The organism is Staphylococcus sp. HMSC059F04 (assembly GCF_001812565.1).
Lineage (GTDB): Bacteria > Bacillota > Bacilli > Staphylococcales > Staphylococcaceae > Staphylococcus > Staphylococcus lugdunensis.
On record NZ_KV809462.1, the window covers coordinates 151,056 to 168,912 of the forward strand.

Annotated in this window: 19 protein-coding genes; 18 read left to right on the forward strand and 1 reads right to left on the reverse strand. The window is 32.7% G+C overall.

The features are described from left to right. Positions 1-216: 216 nt before the first annotated feature. From HMPREF2864_RS01210 to recO, 6 genes are read left to right on the forward strand one after another with little or no spacing between them, the layout of a single operon-like run. On the forward strand, positions 217-1,167 hold the full coding sequence (locus HMPREF2864_RS01210; protein ID WP_002458988.1) for a PhoH family protein: 951 nt from the start codon (positions 217-219) through the stop codon (positions 1,165-1,167). A gap of 2 nt (positions 1,168-1,169) precedes the next feature. Then, on the forward strand, positions 1,170-1,631 hold the full coding sequence (gene ybeY, locus HMPREF2864_RS01215) for an rRNA maturation RNase YbeY (protein ID WP_002458989.1): 462 nt from the start codon (positions 1,170-1,172) through the stop codon (positions 1,629-1,631). Further along, positions 1,627-1,974, forward strand: a complete 348-nt coding sequence (locus HMPREF2864_RS11815) for a diacylglycerol kinase family protein (RefSeq protein WP_080513643.1) — start codon at positions 1,627-1,629, stop codon at positions 1,972-1,974. Before ybeY ends, HMPREF2864_RS11815 begins: the two co-directional genes overlap by 5 nt. 14 nt (positions 1,975-1,988) lie before the next feature. Beyond that, complete coding sequence (gene cdd / locus HMPREF2864_RS01220) at positions 1,989-2,396, forward strand: cytidine deaminase (protein WP_002458991.1); 408 nt, start codon at positions 1,989-1,991, stop codon at positions 2,394-2,396. Next, positions 2,396-3,295 (forward strand): GTPase Era, encoded by a 900-nt coding sequence (gene era, locus HMPREF2864_RS01225; RefSeq protein ID WP_070544803.1) that lies wholly within the window; start codon positions 2,396-2,398, stop codon positions 3,293-3,295. Before cdd ends, era begins: the two co-directional genes overlap by 1 nt. Positions 3,296-3,315: 20 nt before the next feature. After that, entirely contained in the window at positions 3,316-4,071 is a 756-nt protein-coding gene (recO, locus tag HMPREF2864_RS01230; protein ID WP_002458993.1) for a DNA repair protein RecO, read from the forward strand. A gap of 119 nt (positions 4,072-4,190) precedes the next feature. Here recO and HMPREF2864_RS01235 read toward each other — a convergent pair whose 3' ends face one another. Beyond that, positions 4,191-5,582, reverse strand: a complete 1,392-nt coding sequence (locus HMPREF2864_RS01235; RefSeq protein WP_002478117.1) for a glycine--tRNA ligase — start codon at positions 5,580-5,582, stop codon at positions 4,191-4,193. Between the two features lie 323 nt (positions 5,583-5,905). On the opposite strand from HMPREF2864_RS01235, the gene HMPREF2864_RS01240 reads away from it, so the two are divergent. The 12 genes from HMPREF2864_RS01240 to HMPREF2864_RS01295 all read left to right on the forward strand — a co-directional run bounded on the left by HMPREF2864_RS01240 (position 5,906) and on the right by HMPREF2864_RS01295 (position 17,818). Next, complete coding sequence (locus HMPREF2864_RS01240; protein ID WP_014533295.1) at positions 5,906-6,529, forward strand: transcriptional regulator CcpN; 624 nt, start codon at positions 5,906-5,908, stop codon at positions 6,527-6,529. A 13-nt stretch (positions 6,530-6,542) separates the two neighbouring features. Beyond that, the gene (locus HMPREF2864_RS01245) at positions 6,543-7,361 is read left to right on the forward strand and encodes a pyruvate, water dikinase regulatory protein (RefSeq protein ID WP_002458996.1); all 819 of its coding nucleotides are present in this window, start codon (positions 6,543-6,545) and stop codon (positions 7,359-7,361) included. A gap of 60 nt (positions 7,362-7,421) precedes the next feature. Then, positions 7,422-9,236 (forward strand): DNA primase, encoded by a 1,815-nt coding sequence (gene dnaG, locus HMPREF2864_RS01250; protein WP_070544805.1) that lies wholly within the window; start codon positions 7,422-7,424, stop codon positions 9,234-9,236. 304 nt (positions 9,237-9,540) lie between these two features. Next, positions 9,541-10,647, forward strand: coding sequence for an RNA polymerase sigma factor RpoD (gene rpoD, locus HMPREF2864_RS01255; RefSeq protein WP_002458998.1), 1,107 nt, complete (start codon positions 9,541-9,543; stop codon positions 10,645-10,647). A 68-nt stretch (positions 10,648-10,715) separates the two neighbouring features. After that, the gene (locus HMPREF2864_RS01260; RefSeq protein ID WP_070544806.1) at positions 10,716-11,405 is read left to right on the forward strand and encodes a tRNA (adenine(22)-N(1))-methyltransferase; all 690 of its coding nucleotides are present in this window, start codon (positions 10,716-10,718) and stop codon (positions 11,403-11,405) included. After that, the gene (locus HMPREF2864_RS01265; protein WP_062077678.1) at positions 11,395-12,495 is read left to right on the forward strand and encodes a Nif3-like dinuclear metal center hexameric protein; all 1,101 of its coding nucleotides are present in this window, start codon (positions 11,395-11,397) and stop codon (positions 12,493-12,495) included. The genes HMPREF2864_RS01260 and HMPREF2864_RS01265 overlap by 11 nt, the downstream gene beginning before the upstream one ends. 36 nt (positions 12,496-12,531) lie before the next feature. Then, positions 12,532-13,863: a DEAD/DEAH box helicase gene (locus HMPREF2864_RS01270; RefSeq protein ID WP_070544807.1), complete on the forward strand. Its 1,332-nt coding sequence runs from the start codon at positions 12,532-12,534 to the stop codon at positions 13,861-13,863. 9 nt (positions 13,864-13,872) lie between these two features. After that, positions 13,873-14,763: a deoxyribonuclease IV gene (locus tag HMPREF2864_RS01275; protein ID WP_002478123.1), complete on the forward strand. Its 891-nt coding sequence runs from the start codon at positions 13,873-13,875 to the stop codon at positions 14,761-14,763. Between the two features lie 95 nt (positions 14,764-14,858). After that, a complete protein-coding gene (locus HMPREF2864_RS01280) occupies positions 14,859-15,650 on the forward strand; it encodes a metal ABC transporter ATP-binding protein (RefSeq protein ID WP_172412353.1) in 792 nt (263 codons plus the stop codon). Between the two features lie 78 nt (positions 15,651-15,728). After that, positions 15,729-16,568 carry a metal ABC transporter permease gene (locus HMPREF2864_RS01285; RefSeq protein WP_070572092.1) on the forward strand — a complete coding sequence of 280 codons (840 nt, stop codon included), beginning with the start codon at positions 15,729-15,731 and terminating at the stop codon, positions 16,566-16,568. Positions 16,569-16,570: 2 nt separating this feature from the next. After that, positions 16,571-16,990, forward strand: coding sequence for a Fur family transcriptional regulator (locus tag HMPREF2864_RS01290; protein WP_070544808.1), 420 nt, complete (start codon positions 16,571-16,573; stop codon positions 16,988-16,990). A 225-nt stretch (positions 16,991-17,215) separates the two neighbouring features. Beyond that, the gene (locus tag HMPREF2864_RS01295; protein ID WP_002459006.1) at positions 17,216-17,818 is read left to right on the forward strand and encodes a superoxide dismutase; all 603 of its coding nucleotides are present in this window, start codon (positions 17,216-17,218) and stop codon (positions 17,816-17,818) included. The last annotated feature ends 39 nt before the right edge of the window (positions 17,819-17,857 follow it).

Here is a 17,857-nt window from a genome sequence, read left to right on the forward strand (position 1 = left end):
TTATATTTTGAGCCCATTAGCCAATCTTTTTTAAATTTACAAACACATTAATTTGTATCAATATGGATTGTTTAGTAAACTTTTATTGAAAGTGAATTTTAATAATTTTCACATCCAAGGTTATCTAGTTATCATGATATAATAATGATAAATTGACCTATTTATATCATGCAGTAAAAATTTGATAAATAATGTTACTTGTAAAGGAGCCCGTTTATGCCAGAAATAATTCAAATCGACAACATTAATCAATCTCAAGCTTTAATCGGAAATAATGATGAGCATTTAAAAGCGCTAGAGGATGCATATGATGTTGTCATACATGCCAGAGGTCAAGAAATTGCTGTTAAAGGCGAACGTCTGGAGCATGTTGAAAAGGCAGAACAAATTCTTAAAAATTTATTAAAAGTTATAGAACTCGGCCATGTTATTACACTTAAAGACGTAGAAGCTGCTATTAAAATGGCTGATAATAATACTTTGCAATTTTTATTAGATTTATATGAGGATGAAATTACAAAAGATGCATATGGTAAAACCATTCGTGCAAAAACTATGGGACAACGTATGTATGTCAATGCAATGCAACGAAATGATTTAGTTTTTGGCGTGGGTCCTGCTGGCACTGGAAAAACATTTTTAGCTGTTGTTTATGCAGCTAAACAATTACGAAAAGGGAAAGTCAAACGCATTGTGCTAACACGCCCTGCTGTTGAAGCTGGTGAATCTTTAGGATTTTTACCAGGTGATTTAAAAGAAAAAGTAGATCCTTACTTAAGACCATTATATGATGGCTTAAATACGGTATTAGGTCGTGAACAAACAGCACGTTTTATTGAAAGAGGAATTATCGAAATTGCACCACTTGCTTATATGAGAGGTCGTACATTAGATGATGCCTTTGTGATTTTAGATGAAGCACAAAACACAACACATGCTCAAATGAAAATGTTTTTAACAAGGTTGGGCTTCGATTCAAAAATGGTTGTTACTGGAGATCAAACCCAAATTGATTTACCTAAAGGCGTTAAAAGTGGTTTGAAAGAAGCTATAAGCAAATTGCAAGGGGTAAATGGTATTCATATTATGAATTTGGATCAATCCGATGTTGTTAGACATCCTTTAGTAGGTAAAATTATCGCAAGATATGATGGGGAGGTAAAATAAACATGTTTACCATAGATTTTAGTGACCACACGCAAATGGTTGATGAAGCATGGTTTCAACAAATTGACGATTTACTTAACTTTGCAAAAGAACAAGAAGGTATTACACAAGATGCAGAATTATCCGTGACATTTGTAGATAAAGAAGAAATTCAACAAATTAATAAAATATATCGAGATAAAGATAAAGTAACCGATGTTATATCCTTTGCTTTGGAAGAGGATGAACCTGAAATAACAGGCTTGGAGATACCTCGCGTACTAGGTGATATTATTATATGTACAGATGTAGCACAAGAACAAGCTACGACATATGGTCATTCATTTGAACGAGAGTTAGGCTTTCTTGCTCTTCATGGATTTTTACATTTATTAGGCTATGATCATATGAATGAAGAAGATGAAAAGAAAATGTTTGGTCGGCAAGAAACAATATTAACTGCATATGGACTGACGAGAGATTAAAGAGTTTAAACGTTTTAGATACGCCTTTAATGGTTTTAAAGCACTGCTTGTTAAAGACCATAATTTCTTACTTCATCTTATCATTTCAATACTTGTTATTGTTTTAGGATTTGTCTTTCAACTTAACAGATATGAGTGGCTTTTTATCCTATTATCCATATTTCTTGTCTTAACATTAGAAGCACTGAATACGGCTATAGAATTTGTTGTTGATTTAGTAACTTTGGATTATCATGAGTTTGCAAAGTACGCCAAAGATATCGCGGCTTTTAGTGTCATGCTAGTATCTATCTTTGCTATTATTACTGGACTAATTATTTTTATTCCTCATATATTTTCGTAAAGGAGTTTGTTACAATGAGTTATCAACAACATTATTTTGAAGAAGCTCAAAAAGCTCAAAGTAACGCTTACACGCCTTATAGTCAATTTAAAGTAGGCGCTTATTTGAAAACTAAGGATGGCAGAGGGTTTTATGGTGCCAATGTTGAAAATGCATCTTATCCTGCAACAATTTGTGCAGAACAATCCAGTCTTGCCGCAGCAATCGCTCTTGGATATCAGCCTGGGGATTTTGAATCAATAACTGTGACAGTTAATAGTATAAAACCAACATCGCCATGTGGTATTTGTAGACAAGTTTTAAAAGAATTATGTGATGATGATATGCCCATATATATGACTAATAATACAGGTGAAATGCGTGCTTCCTCAGTTTCAGAATTGTTACCATTTGGATTTTCCGGAAAGGATTTAGAAAATTAATGACAGTACATAAATCAGGTTTTGTTTCAATTATAGGTCGACCAAATGTTGGTAAATCAACATTTGTTAATAGAGTGATTGGCCATAAAATAGCAATAATGTCAGATAAAGCTCAAACAACGCGTAATAAAATTCAAGGCGTAATGACGCGAGATGATGCGCAAATTATTTTTATCGATACACCAGGTATTCATAAGCCAAAGCATAAGCTTGGTGATTATATGATGCGCGTGGCTAAAAATACATTGTCTGAAATTGATGCTATCATGTTTATGGTCAATGTAAACGAAGATATCGGACGTGGTAATGAATATATCATGGACATGCTACGTAATGTGAAGACACCCGTATTTTTAGTATTAAATAAAATTGATTTAGTACATCCAGATTCTTTGATGCCACGTATCGAAGCTTATCAAAAATATATGAACTTCACTGAGATAGTACCTATTTCAGCATTAGAAGGACTTAATGTTGACCATTTTATAGATGTGCTTAAAAGCCATTTACCAGAAGGACCAAAGTATTATCCTGACGATCAAATTTCAGACCATCCCGAACAATTTGTTGTTAGTGAAATCATTCGTGAAAAAATATTACACTTAACTAGCGAAGAAATCCCTCATGCTATTGGCGTGAATGTCGATAGAATGATTAAAGAAAATGAAGATCGTGTTCGCATTGAAGCAACGATATATGTTGAACGTGATTCTCAAAAAGGAATCGTTATTGGTAAAGGTGGAAAAAAATTAAAAGAAGTAGGTAAACGTGCACGTCATGATATTGAAATGTTACTTGGTTCCAAAGTATATTTAGAATTGTGGGTAAAAGTTCAAAAGGATTGGAGAAATAAAGTGAATTTTATACGTCAAATTGGATATATTGAAGACCAAGATTAAACAGAGAGTGGGTGTTATTTATGCTCATGAAACAAAAAGGGATTATTATTAAGTCTGTGGATTATGGTGAATCAGATAAAGTAATTACTATCCTTAATGAACATGGCGCTAAAGTACCCTTAATGGTACGTCGTGCAAAAAAAGCCAAAAGTGGTTTTCAAGCTCATACACAATTATTTGTGTATGGCTTATTTATTTATAACCAATGGCGTGGAATGGGAACCCTTAATTCTATTGATGTTATAAATCAGCATTACGAGTTAAGGCTTGATTTATACACACATAGCTACGCATCACTTAGTGCTGAAATTATAGACAAAGCCATGGACGATCAAGAAATTTCAAAATATTATTATGAATTATTGCATTTTGTTTTAACAAAAATTACTGCAGGTACTTCTGCACAGCTAATGTCGATAATTACGATGTTGAAATGTATGCATAAATATGGCTTTTCCGCAAACTTTAACCATTGTGTCATAACTGGTTCAACTAATCCGTCTAACTTAATAGGGTACAGTTTTAAATTTCATGGTGCTATTTCACAAGAAGCAGCTTATCGAGATCCACATGCCTTATTAATATCAAATAAAACCTTGTACCTATTAAATATATTACAACAATTACCCATTGAAAAAATGAATCAACTTAGCATCCATCAAGAGATTATAAACGAAATGTCTGACTTTATGATTATGTTATATAGAGAATATGCTGGTGTATTTTTTAAAAGTCAAAAATTAATTAATCAACTCAATAGATTAGAACCCAAATAACTATTAAAACCTCCCATAACTGTTGTCCATTTCTAGACAATCTTTTTACGGGAGGTTTTATTTAGCTATTGATAATCTATTGCGCACAGAATTAGCAAGTATTAACCTTTACGTATATCTTAAAATTTAACTTTTTCTGTTAAAAATGCTTCTAATTCAGCAATCGGCATACGTACTTGATCCATAGAATCACGATCACGAACAGTTACTTGATTGTCTTCTAATGAATCAAAGTCAAATGTAATACAATAAGGTGTTCCAATTTCATCTTGTCGACGATATCGCTTACCAATTGATTGGGATTCATCAAAATCAATAGCAAATTTTGAACTTAAATCTTCAAAAATCTTAATCGCTTCTCCTGAAAGCTTTTTACTCAATGGCAACACTGCTGCTTTATACGGCGCTAAAGCAGGGTGGAAATGAAGAACCGTACGAGCGTCTTTACTGCCTTCAACACCTTCTTGATCATAGGCATCACACAAGAACGCTAATGTTACACGGTCAGCACCAAGAGACGGTTCGATACAATAAGGAATATATTTCTCATTTGTTTCAGGATCATGATATTTAAAATCTTCTCCTGAATGCTCACTATGTTGTTTTAAGTCGAAGTCAGTACGGCTTGCAATACCCCATAATTCACCCCAACCAAATGGGAATTTATATTCTATATCAGTCGTAGCGTTAGAATAGTGAGATAACTCATCTTCATCATGGTCTCTTAAACGCATATTTTCTTCACTAATATTTAAGTCTTTTAACCACTGACTAGCAAAAGTTTTCCAATAGTTCTGCCATTCGATTTCTTCGCCAGGCTTACAGAAAAATTCTAATTCCATTTGTTCAAATTCTCTTGTTCTAAAAATAAAGTTACCTGGTGTAATTTCATTGCGGAATGATTTACCTATTTGACCAATACCAAATGGCAACTTTTTACGCATAGAGCGTTGCACATTTTTGTAATTAACAAAAATACCTTGCGCAGTCTCTGGACGTAAGAAAATTTCATTTGTTGAATCTTCTGTTACACCTTGGAAAGTTTTAAACATAAGGTTAAATTGACGAATATCTGTCCAATTTGCAGTACCACTTACAGGACAAACAATGCCTTCTTCATCGATAATGCGCTTCATTTCATCAAAACTCAAGCCATCAGCAATAAAGTTTTCGTCTCCTTTTTGTTGTTGCATATAATCTTCAATTAGTTTGTCTGCACGATAACGAATTTTACTATCTTTATTATCAATCATAGGGTCATTAAAATTACCTAAATGTCCAGAAGCTTCCCAAGTTTTAGGATTCATTAAAATCGCTGCATCAATCCCGACGTTATAAGGTGATTGTGTAATAAATTTTTGCCACCATGCTTTTTTAACGTTATTTTTTAATTCTACACCAAGAGGCCCATAATCCCATGTATTTGAAAGCCCTCCGTATATATCACTTCCAGGGAATACAAACCCTCTGTGCTTTGCTAACGAAACAATCGTATCCATATCTTTTACCATATGCTTATCCTCTCCTTGTACACAAAAACGTCCCAAAGACGTTGATATAATATATCTCCATCTTTGGGACGAGTCATTATTTTTAACCGAATAATAAATATTCGTTTATTAACATATTAACCCGCGGTTCCACCCAAATTAGTGTAGCCACTCTCTTTACTTATCAAATTGTTATGCCAATGTCATCGTTAAGCTTGCACCGTCCTTAACTCGCTTAAGTTCATTCTAATTGAAAGTATTTTTTTAAGCAAGTATTTATATGTATTTGTAGCAACAACCATTTACAGTTATAATATAATAGAAATTAAGAGGGGTGAAGACCTATAGAACTTAGTAAAAGGCAAGAGCAAATAATTGATATTGTTAAGCATGAAGGACCTATCACTGGTGAGCATATTGCTGAACACCTAAATCTTACACGAGCAACTTTAAGACCTGATTTAGCTATTTTAACTATGTCTGGTTTTTTAGAAGCACGACCTCGCGTTGGCTATTTTTATTCTGGTAAATCTAAAAATAAAATATTTAAAGATCAATTGCGCCAATATAATGTCAAAGATTACATGTCACATCCAGTTGTAGTAAAGGGAGATATGACTGTTTACGATGCCATTTGCACGATTTTCTTAGAAGATGCGAGCACATTGTTCATTGTGAATAACAATAATGATTTTATAGGCATTTGTTCTCGCAAAGATTTATTACGCGCTTCTATGATTGGTGAGGATATACATACTATGCCGATTAGTATCAATATGACAAGAATGCCAAACGTCACATATTTAGAGGAATCGGAATTAGTCGTATATGCTGCAAATCAAATGATAGAAAAAGAAATTGATGCTTTACCTGTAGTTAGAAAAAAAGACAATAATAAATACGAAGTTGTGGGTCGTATTTCAAAAACAACAATAACAAAACTTTTTGTATCTTTATTTAAAGAATAGGTGGTATACATTAATGGAAAATATAAAGATTATTATTGCCTCAGATTCAATTGGAGAGACAGCTGAACTCGTGGCACGGGCTTGTGTGTCTCAGTTTAATCCTAAACAATGCAAAAATGAATTTTTAAGATATCCTTATATCGAATCGTTTGAAAATATTGATGAAGTCATTCAAGTTGCGCATGACACAAAAGCTATCATTGTTTATACATTAGTTAAACCTGAAATGCGCAAATATATGGAAGCAGAACTTAAAGATAAACAGATTCAGTCTGTTGATATTATGGGTCCATTGATGAGTATATTATCAGAGTCAGTTGAACAAACACCTTATTATGAGCCTGGAATGGTTCATCGATTGGACGATGCTTATTTTAAAAAAATAGATGCGATTGAATTTGCTGTAAAATATGATGATGGTAAAGATCCAAAAGGTTTGCCAAAAGCAGATATCGTGCTCATAGGTATTTCAAGAACATCGAAAACACCGCTATCTCAATATCTTGCTCATCGTAGTTATAAAGTAATGAATGTGCCAATTGTACCAGAGGTTACACCGCCTGATGCCCTATTTGAAATAGATCCTGCAAAATGTATTGCACTTAAAATTAGTGAAGATAAATTAAATCGTATTCGAAAGCAACGTTTAAAACAACTTGGCTTAGGAGATTCTGCACGTTATGCAACCGACGCTAGAATTAAAGAAGAAATTAAATACTTCGAAGACATTGTTGCACGGGTAGGATGTCCTGTTATCGATGTTTCTGACAAGGCGATTGAGGAAACTGCAAATGATGTTATTGCACTTATAGAACAGCGTCAATCAAAATAATATCTTTTGAAACAAAAAAGCGTTATAATTTGACGACTAACAAGTAATAGGTGATCAAAATTGCGAATAGAACAATCCGTGATTAATGAAATAAAAGAAAAAACTGATATCTTAGATTTGGTAAGTGAATACGTTAAATTAGAAAAAAGAGGGCGCAATTATATAGGTTTGTGTCCTTTTCATGATGAAAAAACACCTTCATTTACAGTTTCTGAAGATAAGCAAATTTGTCATTGTTTTGGTTGTAAAAAGGGTGGAAATGTCTTTCAATTTACACAAGATATAAAAGATATCTCTTTTGTTGAAGCAGTGAAAGAATTAGGTGCACGTGTCAATATAAACGTTGATATTGGTACACCTTCAGAAACACCACAAATCGCATCTGATGACTTAAAAATGATAGAGATGCACGAATTGATGCAAACATATTATCAATATGCTTTATTAAAAACAGTTGAAGGGGAAGAAGCATTAAACTATTTAAAACAACGCGGTTTTACCGACGAGTTAATTCAACAACGCGGCATAGGATATGCCCCAGATAATGCACACTTCTGTTTAGATTTTTTAACAAAGAATGACTATGATATTGAACTTGCATACGAAGCAGGGCTACTGTCCAGAAATGAAGAAAACTTTAGCTACTATGATCGCTTTAGAGACCGCATCATGTTTCCATTAAACAATGCACAAGGGCGTATTGTAGGCTATTCAGGCAGAACCTATCGTAATCAAGAGCCCAAATATTTAAACAGTCCTGAAACACCTATATTCCAAAAGAGAAGGTTATTATATAATCTTGATTATGCTAGAAAACGTATACGTAAAAATGATGAAGTTATTCTCTTAGAAGGATTTATGGATGTCATTAAGTCAGACGCCGCAGGATTAAAACACGTAGTTGCCAGCATGGGAACAGCTCTATCACAAGAACATATAACATTTTTAAAAAAATTAACCAGCAATGTTACCCTTATGTTTGATGGCGACTTTGCTGGTAGAGAAGCTGCACTTAAAACAGGCCAAGTATTATTACAACAAGGACTTAATGTTTATATTATACAGTTACCAAATGATATGGATCCAGATGAATATATAGTGAAATATGGTAAAGAGGAATTTTTAAATTTTGTAGCTACTGAAAAGAAATCTTTTATTGTCTTTAAATACAAGACGAAACAAGACGAAATACAACATAATGATTTAGCCTACGAACGATATTTGAAGGAAGCTATACAAGATGTCGCATTTGTACAATCAAATATTCTAAAAAACAAAATTGTTCAAGATGTAGCTGGTGTGTTTAATATTGAGGCAAATCGTTTAAATAATGAAATAGCTCAACAATCTCATTTAATTACTGAATATGATTACGATAACTATTATTCTGGTGCATATTTTCATGATAATCAGCCTATGCATGCGGCTCAAATAGACAATTTTAATCATTTAAATAAACGTGAAAAAGCAGAACGTGGCTTACTAAAACATTTTATGAATGATAAAGATACATTTTTAAATTATGCAGCAAATATCAATAGTCAACTTTTTTCTAATCCCTCTTTCAAACAAATATTTGAGATATTAAAAGATTTTTATGCTGAAAATGACAATTATCATATCAGCGATTTCATTCAATATACAGATTCTAGTGATTTGAGAGAAATGATGATTTCACTAGATAATTATGATTTAAATTTAGAGCCTTTTGACCATGAAATTGAAGACTATATTGCGACCTTAATGGAAAATAATGATGAAGATTCAATTGAAGTCTTAAATCACAAGTTAAACGAAGCGCAGCGTACAGGCGATATTGATATGGTTAAATACTATTTACAAATGATTGTTCAAAAAAATCAACAACGAATGTGATGATGTAACAGATGATGTAACAAATGATAAGTATTTCAAAACATAATAATATTAGTGCACAGACTGTTTCTATTTTAAGGTTTATATTGTATAATGGTTATTATGCGCTTTTAATGGGTAAATATAGTCTGTGATTGATATTTGTCTATTAATTCAAAATGATTATAACGTAGTAAATAAAAATAACGACAATACTTGTGCGTAATTGTTATGAATTTTTAATTATACTATCGACATTATATAAGTTTGTTATATAATTAAATATCGCTTTTGAAAGCTTATATTATTTTCGGGAGGCCTTTTCATGTCTGATAACAAAGTAAAAATTAAAAAGCAAACAATTGATCCTACTTTAACTTTAGAAGATGTAAAAAAACAATTGCTTGAAAAAGGTAAAAAAGAAGGCCATTTGAGCCATGAAGAAATTGCAGAAAAAATGCAAAACTTCGATATGGACACCGATCAAATGGATGAATTTTTTGATCAATTGAATGATAATGACATTTCACTAGTAAACGAAAAAGATAGTTCAGATACCGATGAAAAACTTAATCCAAATGATTTAAGTGCACCTCCAGGCGTTAAAATAAATGATCCTGTCCGCATGTACTTAAAAGAAATTGGACGTGTTAACCTTCTTAATGCACAAGAAGAAATTGAATTAGCAAAACGTATTGAACAAGGCGATGAAATTGCTAAATCACGTTTAGCTGAAGCAAACTTAAGACTTGTGGTAAGCATAGCTAAAAGATATGTAGGACGAGGCATGTTATTCCTTGACTTAATTCAAGAAGGCAACATGGGACTAATTAAAGCTGTGGAGAAGTTTGACTTCAATAAAGGGTTTAAATTCTCAACTTATGCAACGTGGTGGATTAGACAAGCAATTACTCGTGCAATTGCTGACCAAGCACGTACAATTCGTATCCCAGTGCATATGGTAGAAACGATTAATAAATTAATCCGCGTTCAACGTCAATTACTTCAAGATTTAGGACGAGATCCTGCACCTGAAGAAATTGGTGAAGAAATGGACCTACCTCCTGAAAAAGTTCGAGAAATACTAAAAATTGCTCAAGAACCAGTGTCTTTAGAAACGCCAATCGGTGAAGAAGATGATAGTCATCTTGGTGATTTTATTGAAGACCAAGAAGCTCAAAGTCCTTCTGACCATGCAGCTTATGAATTGCTTAAGGAACAGCTCGAAGATGTGTTGGATACATTAACTGATAGAGAAGAAAATGTACTGCGCTTAAGATTCGGTTTAGACGATGGACGAACACGCACTTTAGAAGAAGTTGGTAAAGTATTTGGTGTAACAAGAGAACGTATTCGTCAAATAGAGGCAAAAGCTTTGAGAAAACTTAGACATCCAAGTCGAAGCAAACGCTTAAAAGACTTTATGGACTAAATCATATCGCTTTATTCGGCTGAGACAATATAAGATGTCTCAGCCTCTTTTACATAAAGGAGAAATCAATGATATCACTAAATAAAAGATTGCAAACTGTTAGCAAATATATTCAACCAGGCGTTTTGGCTGACATTGGTTCAGATCATGCTTATTTACCCATCTATGCAGTTCAACATCATTTATGTAATAACGCAATAGCAGGAGAAGTTATCGAAGGACCGTTTAAGGCAGCTAAACAAAATGTCCATGCACATCACTTAACACAACAAATAGATGTTCGATTAGGCGACGGCTTAGCAGTTATTTATGATAATGACGTAATTGATTCAATATCAATTTGTGGCATGGGTGGACCGCTCATTGCTAAAATATTAACTGAAGGTCAGGCTAAATTATCAAAACAAACACGACTTATCCTACAAAGTAATATTCAAACTGAGACGTTGCGTAAAACGCTAGTAAATTTAAACTTTACTATTATTGCGGAAGAAATTTTGAAAGAAAAAGGTCATATTTACGAAATTGTTGTCGCAAAGTATAGCGAAGAGAAACCACAATATACTAAATACGAACTTAAATTTGGTCCCATCTTATTGCGCAATAAAAATGATATTTTCTTTTCGAAGTGGCATCATGAACTTACTGTACTAAAACATATAAAAAAACAGTTAAATCCAACGACACATCAGGAGAGACTTCAAGAGGTCTCTCTTGAAGTCGAGTTGATTGAAGAGGTGTTAGCCAATGAAAATTGATGAATTAATGCAAATAATTGAAAAACATGTCCCTTTAAAAACTGCCGAATCATGGGATAATGTTGGCTTATTAATTGGTGACAAACATACAAAGATGACTGGAATTTTAACTGCGTTAGATTGCACAAATGAAGTGGTTGAAGAAGCATTAACAAAAGAAATCAACACTATTATATGTCATCATCCTTTAATCTTTAAAGGACTGACATCCATTACAGATGACGGTTATGGACGGTTGATACGTAAAATAATTCAACACGATATCCAAGTTATCGCGTTACACACTAATTTAGATCACTATTACAAAGGTGTCAACGCTATGCTAGCTACCAAATTAAAATTGCAAGATACCGAAATATTAGTGCCTCAAACTACAACATATTACAAAGTTCAAACATTTATTCCCGAAGAACATTTGGAACAATTTAAACGCCAAATTAGTAAAGCTGGATTAGCACAAGAAGGCAACTATGAATATTGTTTTTTTGAAAGTAAAGGTACTGGACAGTTTAAACCAGTAGGTGAAGCTAATCCTTTTATCGGTAAAATAGATCACATTGAATATGTGAATGAAGTTAAGCTTGAATTTATGATTCAATCACAACAACGTAAACTTGCAGAACATTTAATTCAACAGTATCATCCTTATGAAACACCAGTTTATGATTTTATTGAACTATCAAAAGAAGCTGATAGCGGTTTAGGAATGATTGGAAATTTAGCAACACCTCAAAATGTTAAAGATTTTATTCAAGAAACAAAATCCACTCTAGCTATTCCAAGCTTGCGTTATGCTGGAAAACCTGATATAACAATTAGTCGAGTTGCAATCATTGGCGGCTCAGGTATCGGCTTTGAGCACGTAGCATTTCAAAGAGGAGCAGATATTTTTGTAACTGGAGATGTTAAACATCATGATGCGCTCGATGCAAAAACAGAAGGCATGAATATTTTAGATATCAACCATTATAGTGAATACGTCATGAAAGATGGTTTGAAACAGCTATTATCTGATTGGTTAACTGATCATGAAGCTGATATAACAATAGCATCTTCTTCTATCAATACTGATCCATTTCAATACTATTAATTATAGTAAAATAAACATAAATTAGGAGGCATTTTCATGTCCAAGCATCCATTTGAAACATTTAATTTAGAATCAACCATGCTAGATGCGATTAAAGATTTAAATTTTGAAAAGCCTACGGAAATACAAAATCGTATTATTCCTAAAATATTAAAAAGAACAAATTTAATCGGACAATCTCAAACTGGTACAGGTAAATCACACGCTTTTTTATTGCCACTCATGCATTTAATTGACATAGATCTTCAAGAGCCTCAAGTGATAGTGGTTGCACCAACCAGAGAACTAGCTCAACAACTTTATCAGGCTACTCAGCATTTGGCACAATTCAAATCAAACGTTAAGGTTTCATTGTTTATCGGGGGAACTGACATTGAAAAAGACAAACAACGTACGCATATACAACCACAATTCATCATTGGTACACCTACACGGATTAATGATTTAGCAATGAGTGGTCATTTAGCTTCGTACTTAATTATCGATGAAGCAGATTTAATGATTGATTTAGGATTAATAGATCAAGTAGATCAAATTGCAGCGCGTCTAAATGATACGTCAAATATTGCAGTCTTTAGCGCAACTATACCTAAATCACTGCATCCATTTTTAAACAAATATCTAAATCAACCAGAGTTCATAGTTGTCGATAATCAATCTCAAAATAAGAAAAATATCGAATTTTATCTTATTCCAACAAAAGGTACAGCTAAAGTTGAAAAAACATTACAATTAATTGATATTTTAAATCCTTATTTATGTATTATTTTCTGCAATAGTCGTGAAAATGCTAATGAATTAGCAGACTCTCTAAATGCATCTGGCATCAAAGTCGGCATGATACATGGAGGTTTAACACCGCGTGAACGTAAACAGCAAATGAAACGCATTCGCAATTTAGACTTCCAATTTGTTATTGCAAGTGATTTAGCTTCTCGTGGAATCGATATTGAAGGTGTGAGCCATGTTATCAATTTTGATGTACCAAATGATATCGATTTCTTCACACATCGAGTTGGAAGAACAGGACGAGGTAATTATAGAGGCGTAGCTATTACACTATATAGTCCTGATGATGAACATAATATTTCATTAATTGAGGACAAAGGTTATCAATTTGAAACGGTCGATATCAAAAACAATGAATTACAACCAGTGAAATCATTCAATACACGGAAAAAGCGCGAACGTAAAGACGACCACTTAACTAATGAAGTAAAGCAAAAAGTACGTACTAAATCTAAAAATAAAGTGAAGCCTGGCTATAAAAAGAAATTTAAACAACAGGTTGAACAAATGAAGCGTCAAGAAAGAAAACAATATAGCAAACGACAAAATAGACAGAATAGAAAAAACAAAAAAGGTTAGGTGATAGTTATGCTATTAGGATCTCATGTGTCAATGAGTGGTAAAAAAATGTTACAAGGTGCTGCTGAGGATGCGCATAGTTACGGAGAATCAACATTCATGATTTATACCGGTGCGCCACAAAATACACGTAGAAAAAAGATAGAAGATTTAAATATCGCAAAAGGTCATGAAGCAATGAAATCCTATGGCCTATCAAATATTGTAGTACATGCGCCTTACATTATTAATATCGCTAATACTACAAAACCAGAAGTTTTCGAATTAGGCGTCAATTTTTTACAAAATGAAATTGAACGTACTCAAGCGATAGGAGCTAAAGATATCGTCTTACACCCTGGTTCACATGTTGGTGCTGGTGCAGATGCCGGTATTAAACGTATTATTGAAGGTTTGAATGAAGTACTAACGAATGATAATGACGTTCGTATCGCACTTGAAACAATGGCAGGAAAAGGCTCTGAAGTTGGACGCTCTTTTGAAGAGATTGCACGCATTATTGATGGTGTAAACAACAATGAACGTTTATCTATTTGTTTTGATACATGTCATACTCATGATGCTGGATATAATGTTAAAGAAGATTTTGACGGTGTTTTAAATGAATTTGACAAAATAATTGGTGTTGATCGCATCAAGGTTGTTCACGTCAATGATAGTAAAAATGAACGTGGTGCACATAAGGATCGTCATGAAAATATTGGATTTGGATACATTGGCTTTGATGCATTAAATTATATTGTCCATCATGATGCTTTTAAAGATATACCTAAAATTCTTGAAACACCTTTTGTAGGTGAAGATAAGAAAAATAAAAAAGCACCTTACAAGCTTGAAATTGAGATGCTAAAAGCACAACAATTTGATCCACAACTCAAAGATAAATTGCTAACGCAATAACTATTTAAAAACTGAGATTTTGATAAAGTCTCAGTTTTTGCAATTCTATCGTAAAGGTTACTATTTACAAATTTTATAAATATATGTATAGTAAATTGCGGGGTGAAAAGATGTCAACACCAGTATTTGAATTGAGAAATATTAATTATTATTTTGATCATAAGCAAGTTCTTGAAAATATTAATATTAAAATAAATAAAGGTGACTTTTTAGCAATTGTCGGTCCAAATGGTGCCGGGAAGTCAACGTTGTTAAAGATTATCCTCGGATTATTGCCGTTGCAAACTGGCGACATTTATGTAGATGGACAACAATATAAAAAGAAAAAGTCATCATTAAAAATAAGCTATGTATCACAAAAAGCAATTGCTTTTAATGCAGGATTTCCTGCAAGTGTAAGAGAAGTCGTTATGAGTGGCTTAACAAAAACAAAGCGACTTTTTCAACACTTTAATAAAAACGATTATCAACAAGTAGAACATGTCTTAAACAAATTGAATATTAGTCATTTAATGCATAAAAATATTGCCAAACTTTCTGGTGGTCAACAACAACGCGTCCTTATTGCACGTGCACTAATATCTAACCCTAGTGTACTTGTATTGGATGAGCCCACTAATGGCATTGATGCTAAACATGTTAGTGAATTTTATGAAACATTAGAAACATTAAAGAGAGAAGGCATCACTATCATTTTAGTTACACATGATATAGGTGTTGTAGCAGATACTGCAACAACAGTGGCTTGTTTAAATAAACATCTTCATTTTCATGGTACAACAGAAGCGTTTAAATCTTTGGATGAAGTCGAAATTTCTAAAATTTATGGTCACCCAATACAATTTGTTGACCATCAACATAACCGACAATGTTGTCAAAAATCATAATACTAATATCACTAGGAGTCAGATTATGTTATTAAATGTATATCGTTATCACACAAGTTTGATTAGAGGTGTTTACTTTTGATCGATGCATTATTAAACTTTGATTTTATGAGATACTCATTGATTAGCGGACTTTTAATAGGTTTTATTGCCCCATTGATCGGCTCATTTATTGTGGTTCGTAGATTATCCCTTATTGCTGATGCTTTAAGTCATGTCACTTTAGGCGGAATATCTTTTGGCATGTTTATACTAACCGTTTTTCCTGCGCTCATTATCATAAATCCTATGTGGTTTGGCATACTTTTTGCAATCATAGGTGCCTTACTTATTGAAAAATTACGTACTTCTTATACAAATTATCAAGAAATAGCTATCCCAATAATTATGAGTGCAGGTATCGCTTTAAGTGCCATATTTATATCTTTGGCAGATGGTTTTAATCAAGAAATAGTTGGATTACTCTTTGGGTCGATTAGCGCAGTAAGTTTAAGTGATTTAGTGACAATTATTATTATTACTATAATTGTATTAAGCTTTGTCATGCTATTTTACAAAGAAATGTTTATCCTATCATTTGATGAAGAATATGCTACCGTTATCGGCATTCCAAAATGGATACAATTCTTATTTATTATTATTGTGGCTATGGTAATTTCAGCATCCATGCGCGTAGTTGGTATTTTATTAGTAAGTGCATTAATCACTTTGCCTATTGCAATTTCTATGAGAATTACAAATGGCTTTAAACAACTTATCATCAGTAGTATTATACTAGGGGAATTATCAGTTGTATTAGGTTTAGTATTAGCATTTTATATGAACATTTCTCCTGGCGGTGTTATCGTTGCTTTATTAGTGATAATGCTAGGATTAACTATGCTACTACAAAAAGTAAATTTTAAAAAGGGTGTTTAATTATGAATACAAATGATGCTATTAAAATCCTTAAAGATAATGGTTTAAAATATACAGATAAGAGAAAACACATGCTTGATATTTTTGTTGAAAAAGATAAATATATTAACGCAAAGCATATCCAACAACAATTAGATCAACATTATCCTGGAATTTCTTTTGATACTGTCTATAGAAACTTACATTTATTTAAAGATTTAGGAATCATTGAAAGTACAGAACTAGACGGAGAAATGAAATTTAGAATTGCATGTACAAATCACCACCATCACCATTTTATTTGTGAACAATGTGGTGATACTAAAATCATTGAATATTGCCCAATTGATGAAGTTAAACAATTTTTACCAAACGTTGATATCCACATGCATAAACTTGAAATATATGGTACATGTGAGTCTTGTCAACATAAATCACATTAACTTTTCATCAATCATATTTATACCAATAAATGTTTAAATATAGGTCAATAGTCTGAATTTCCTTCCATTTAAGTATTTATATTAGTTTTATGTTTAAAATAATTTCAAATGCGCTATAGTAATATAGTAAGAATAATAATATAGTATATGGATAAGCAAATACTTTGTTGTATCCCAGATTACTTGTTATTATGAGTTAGAACATATTTAGGAGGATGATTAATAATGGCTTTTGAATTACCAAAATTACCATATGAAGCAGATGCATTAGAACCACATATTGATAAAGAAACAATGGAAATCCATCATGATAAACATCATAATACGTATGTGACTAAATTAAATTCTGCAGTTGAAGGTACAGACTTAGAGTCTAAATCTATTGAGGAAATTATTGCCAATTTAGATAGCGTTCCTGAAAACATTCAAACAGCTGTACGTAATAATGGTGGTGGACACTTAAACCATTCACTATTCTGGGAATTTTTAACTCCTAATTCTGAAGAAAAAGGTACTGTAGTTGATAAAATTAAAGAACAATGGGGTTCTTTAGATGAATTCAAGAAAGAATTCGCTGACAAAGCTGCAGGTCGTTTTGGTTCAGGTTGGGCATGGTTAGTTGTAAATAACGGTAAATTAGAAATTGTTACAACGCCTAACCAAGACAACCCATTAACTGAAGGAAAAACACCTATCTTATGTATAGATGTATGGGAACACGCATACTACTTAAAATATCAAAATAAACGTCCTGATTATATTAGTGCATTTTGGAATGTGATAAATTGGGAAAAAGTTGACGAATTATATAATGAAGCTCAAAAATAATTAGTCACATATCACGGTCTCGCTATCGAGACCGTTATT

What these genes read in the sequence shown, in the direction of transcription:
- HMPREF2864_RS01265 (WP_062077678.1), top strand. Translation starts at nt 11,395, where the DNA reads ATGAAAATTGATGAATTAATGCAAATAATTGAAAAACATGTCCCTTTA.
- cdd (WP_002458991.1), top strand. Translation starts at nt 1,989, where the DNA reads ATGAGTTATCAACAACATTATTTTGAAGAAGCTCAAAAAGCTCAAAGT.
- HMPREF2864_RS01260 (WP_070544806.1), top strand. Translation starts at nt 10,716, where the DNA reads ATGATATCACTAAATAAAAGATTGCAAACTGTTAGCAAATATATTCAA.
- HMPREF2864_RS01245 (WP_002458996.1), top strand. Translation starts at nt 6,543, where the DNA reads ATGGAAAATATAAAGATTATTATTGCCTCAGATTCAATTGGAGAGACA.
- rpoD (WP_002458998.1), top strand. Translation starts at nt 9,541, where the DNA reads ATGTCTGATAACAAAGTAAAAATTAAAAAGCAAACAATTGATCCTACT.
- HMPREF2864_RS01290 (WP_070544808.1), top strand. Translation starts at nt 16,571, where the DNA reads ATGAATACAAATGATGCTATTAAAATCCTTAAAGATAATGGTTTAAAA.
- HMPREF2864_RS01235 (WP_002478117.1), bottom strand. Translation starts at nt 5,582, where the DNA reads ATGGTAAAAGATATGGATACGATTGTTTCGTTAGCAAAGCACAGAGGG.
- HMPREF2864_RS01295 (WP_002459006.1), top strand. Translation starts at nt 17,216, where the DNA reads ATGGCTTTTGAATTACCAAAATTACCATATGAAGCAGATGCATTAGAA.
- recO (WP_002458993.1), top strand. Translation starts at nt 3,316, where the DNA reads ATGCTCATGAAACAAAAAGGGATTATTATTAAGTCTGTGGATTATGGT.
- era (WP_070544803.1), top strand. Translation starts at nt 2,396, where the DNA reads ATGACAGTACATAAATCAGGTTTTGTTTCAATTATAGGTCGACCAAAT.
- HMPREF2864_RS01275 (WP_002478123.1), top strand. Translation starts at nt 13,873, where the DNA reads ATGCTATTAGGATCTCATGTGTCAATGAGTGGTAAAAAAATGTTACAA.
- HMPREF2864_RS01270 (WP_070544807.1), top strand. Translation starts at nt 12,532, where the DNA reads ATGTCCAAGCATCCATTTGAAACATTTAATTTAGAATCAACCATGCTA.
- ybeY (WP_002458989.1), top strand. Translation starts at nt 1,170, where the DNA reads ATGTTTACCATAGATTTTAGTGACCACACGCAAATGGTTGATGAAGCA.
- HMPREF2864_RS01210 (WP_002458988.1), top strand. Translation starts at nt 217, where the DNA reads ATGCCAGAAATAATTCAAATCGACAACATTAATCAATCTCAAGCTTTA.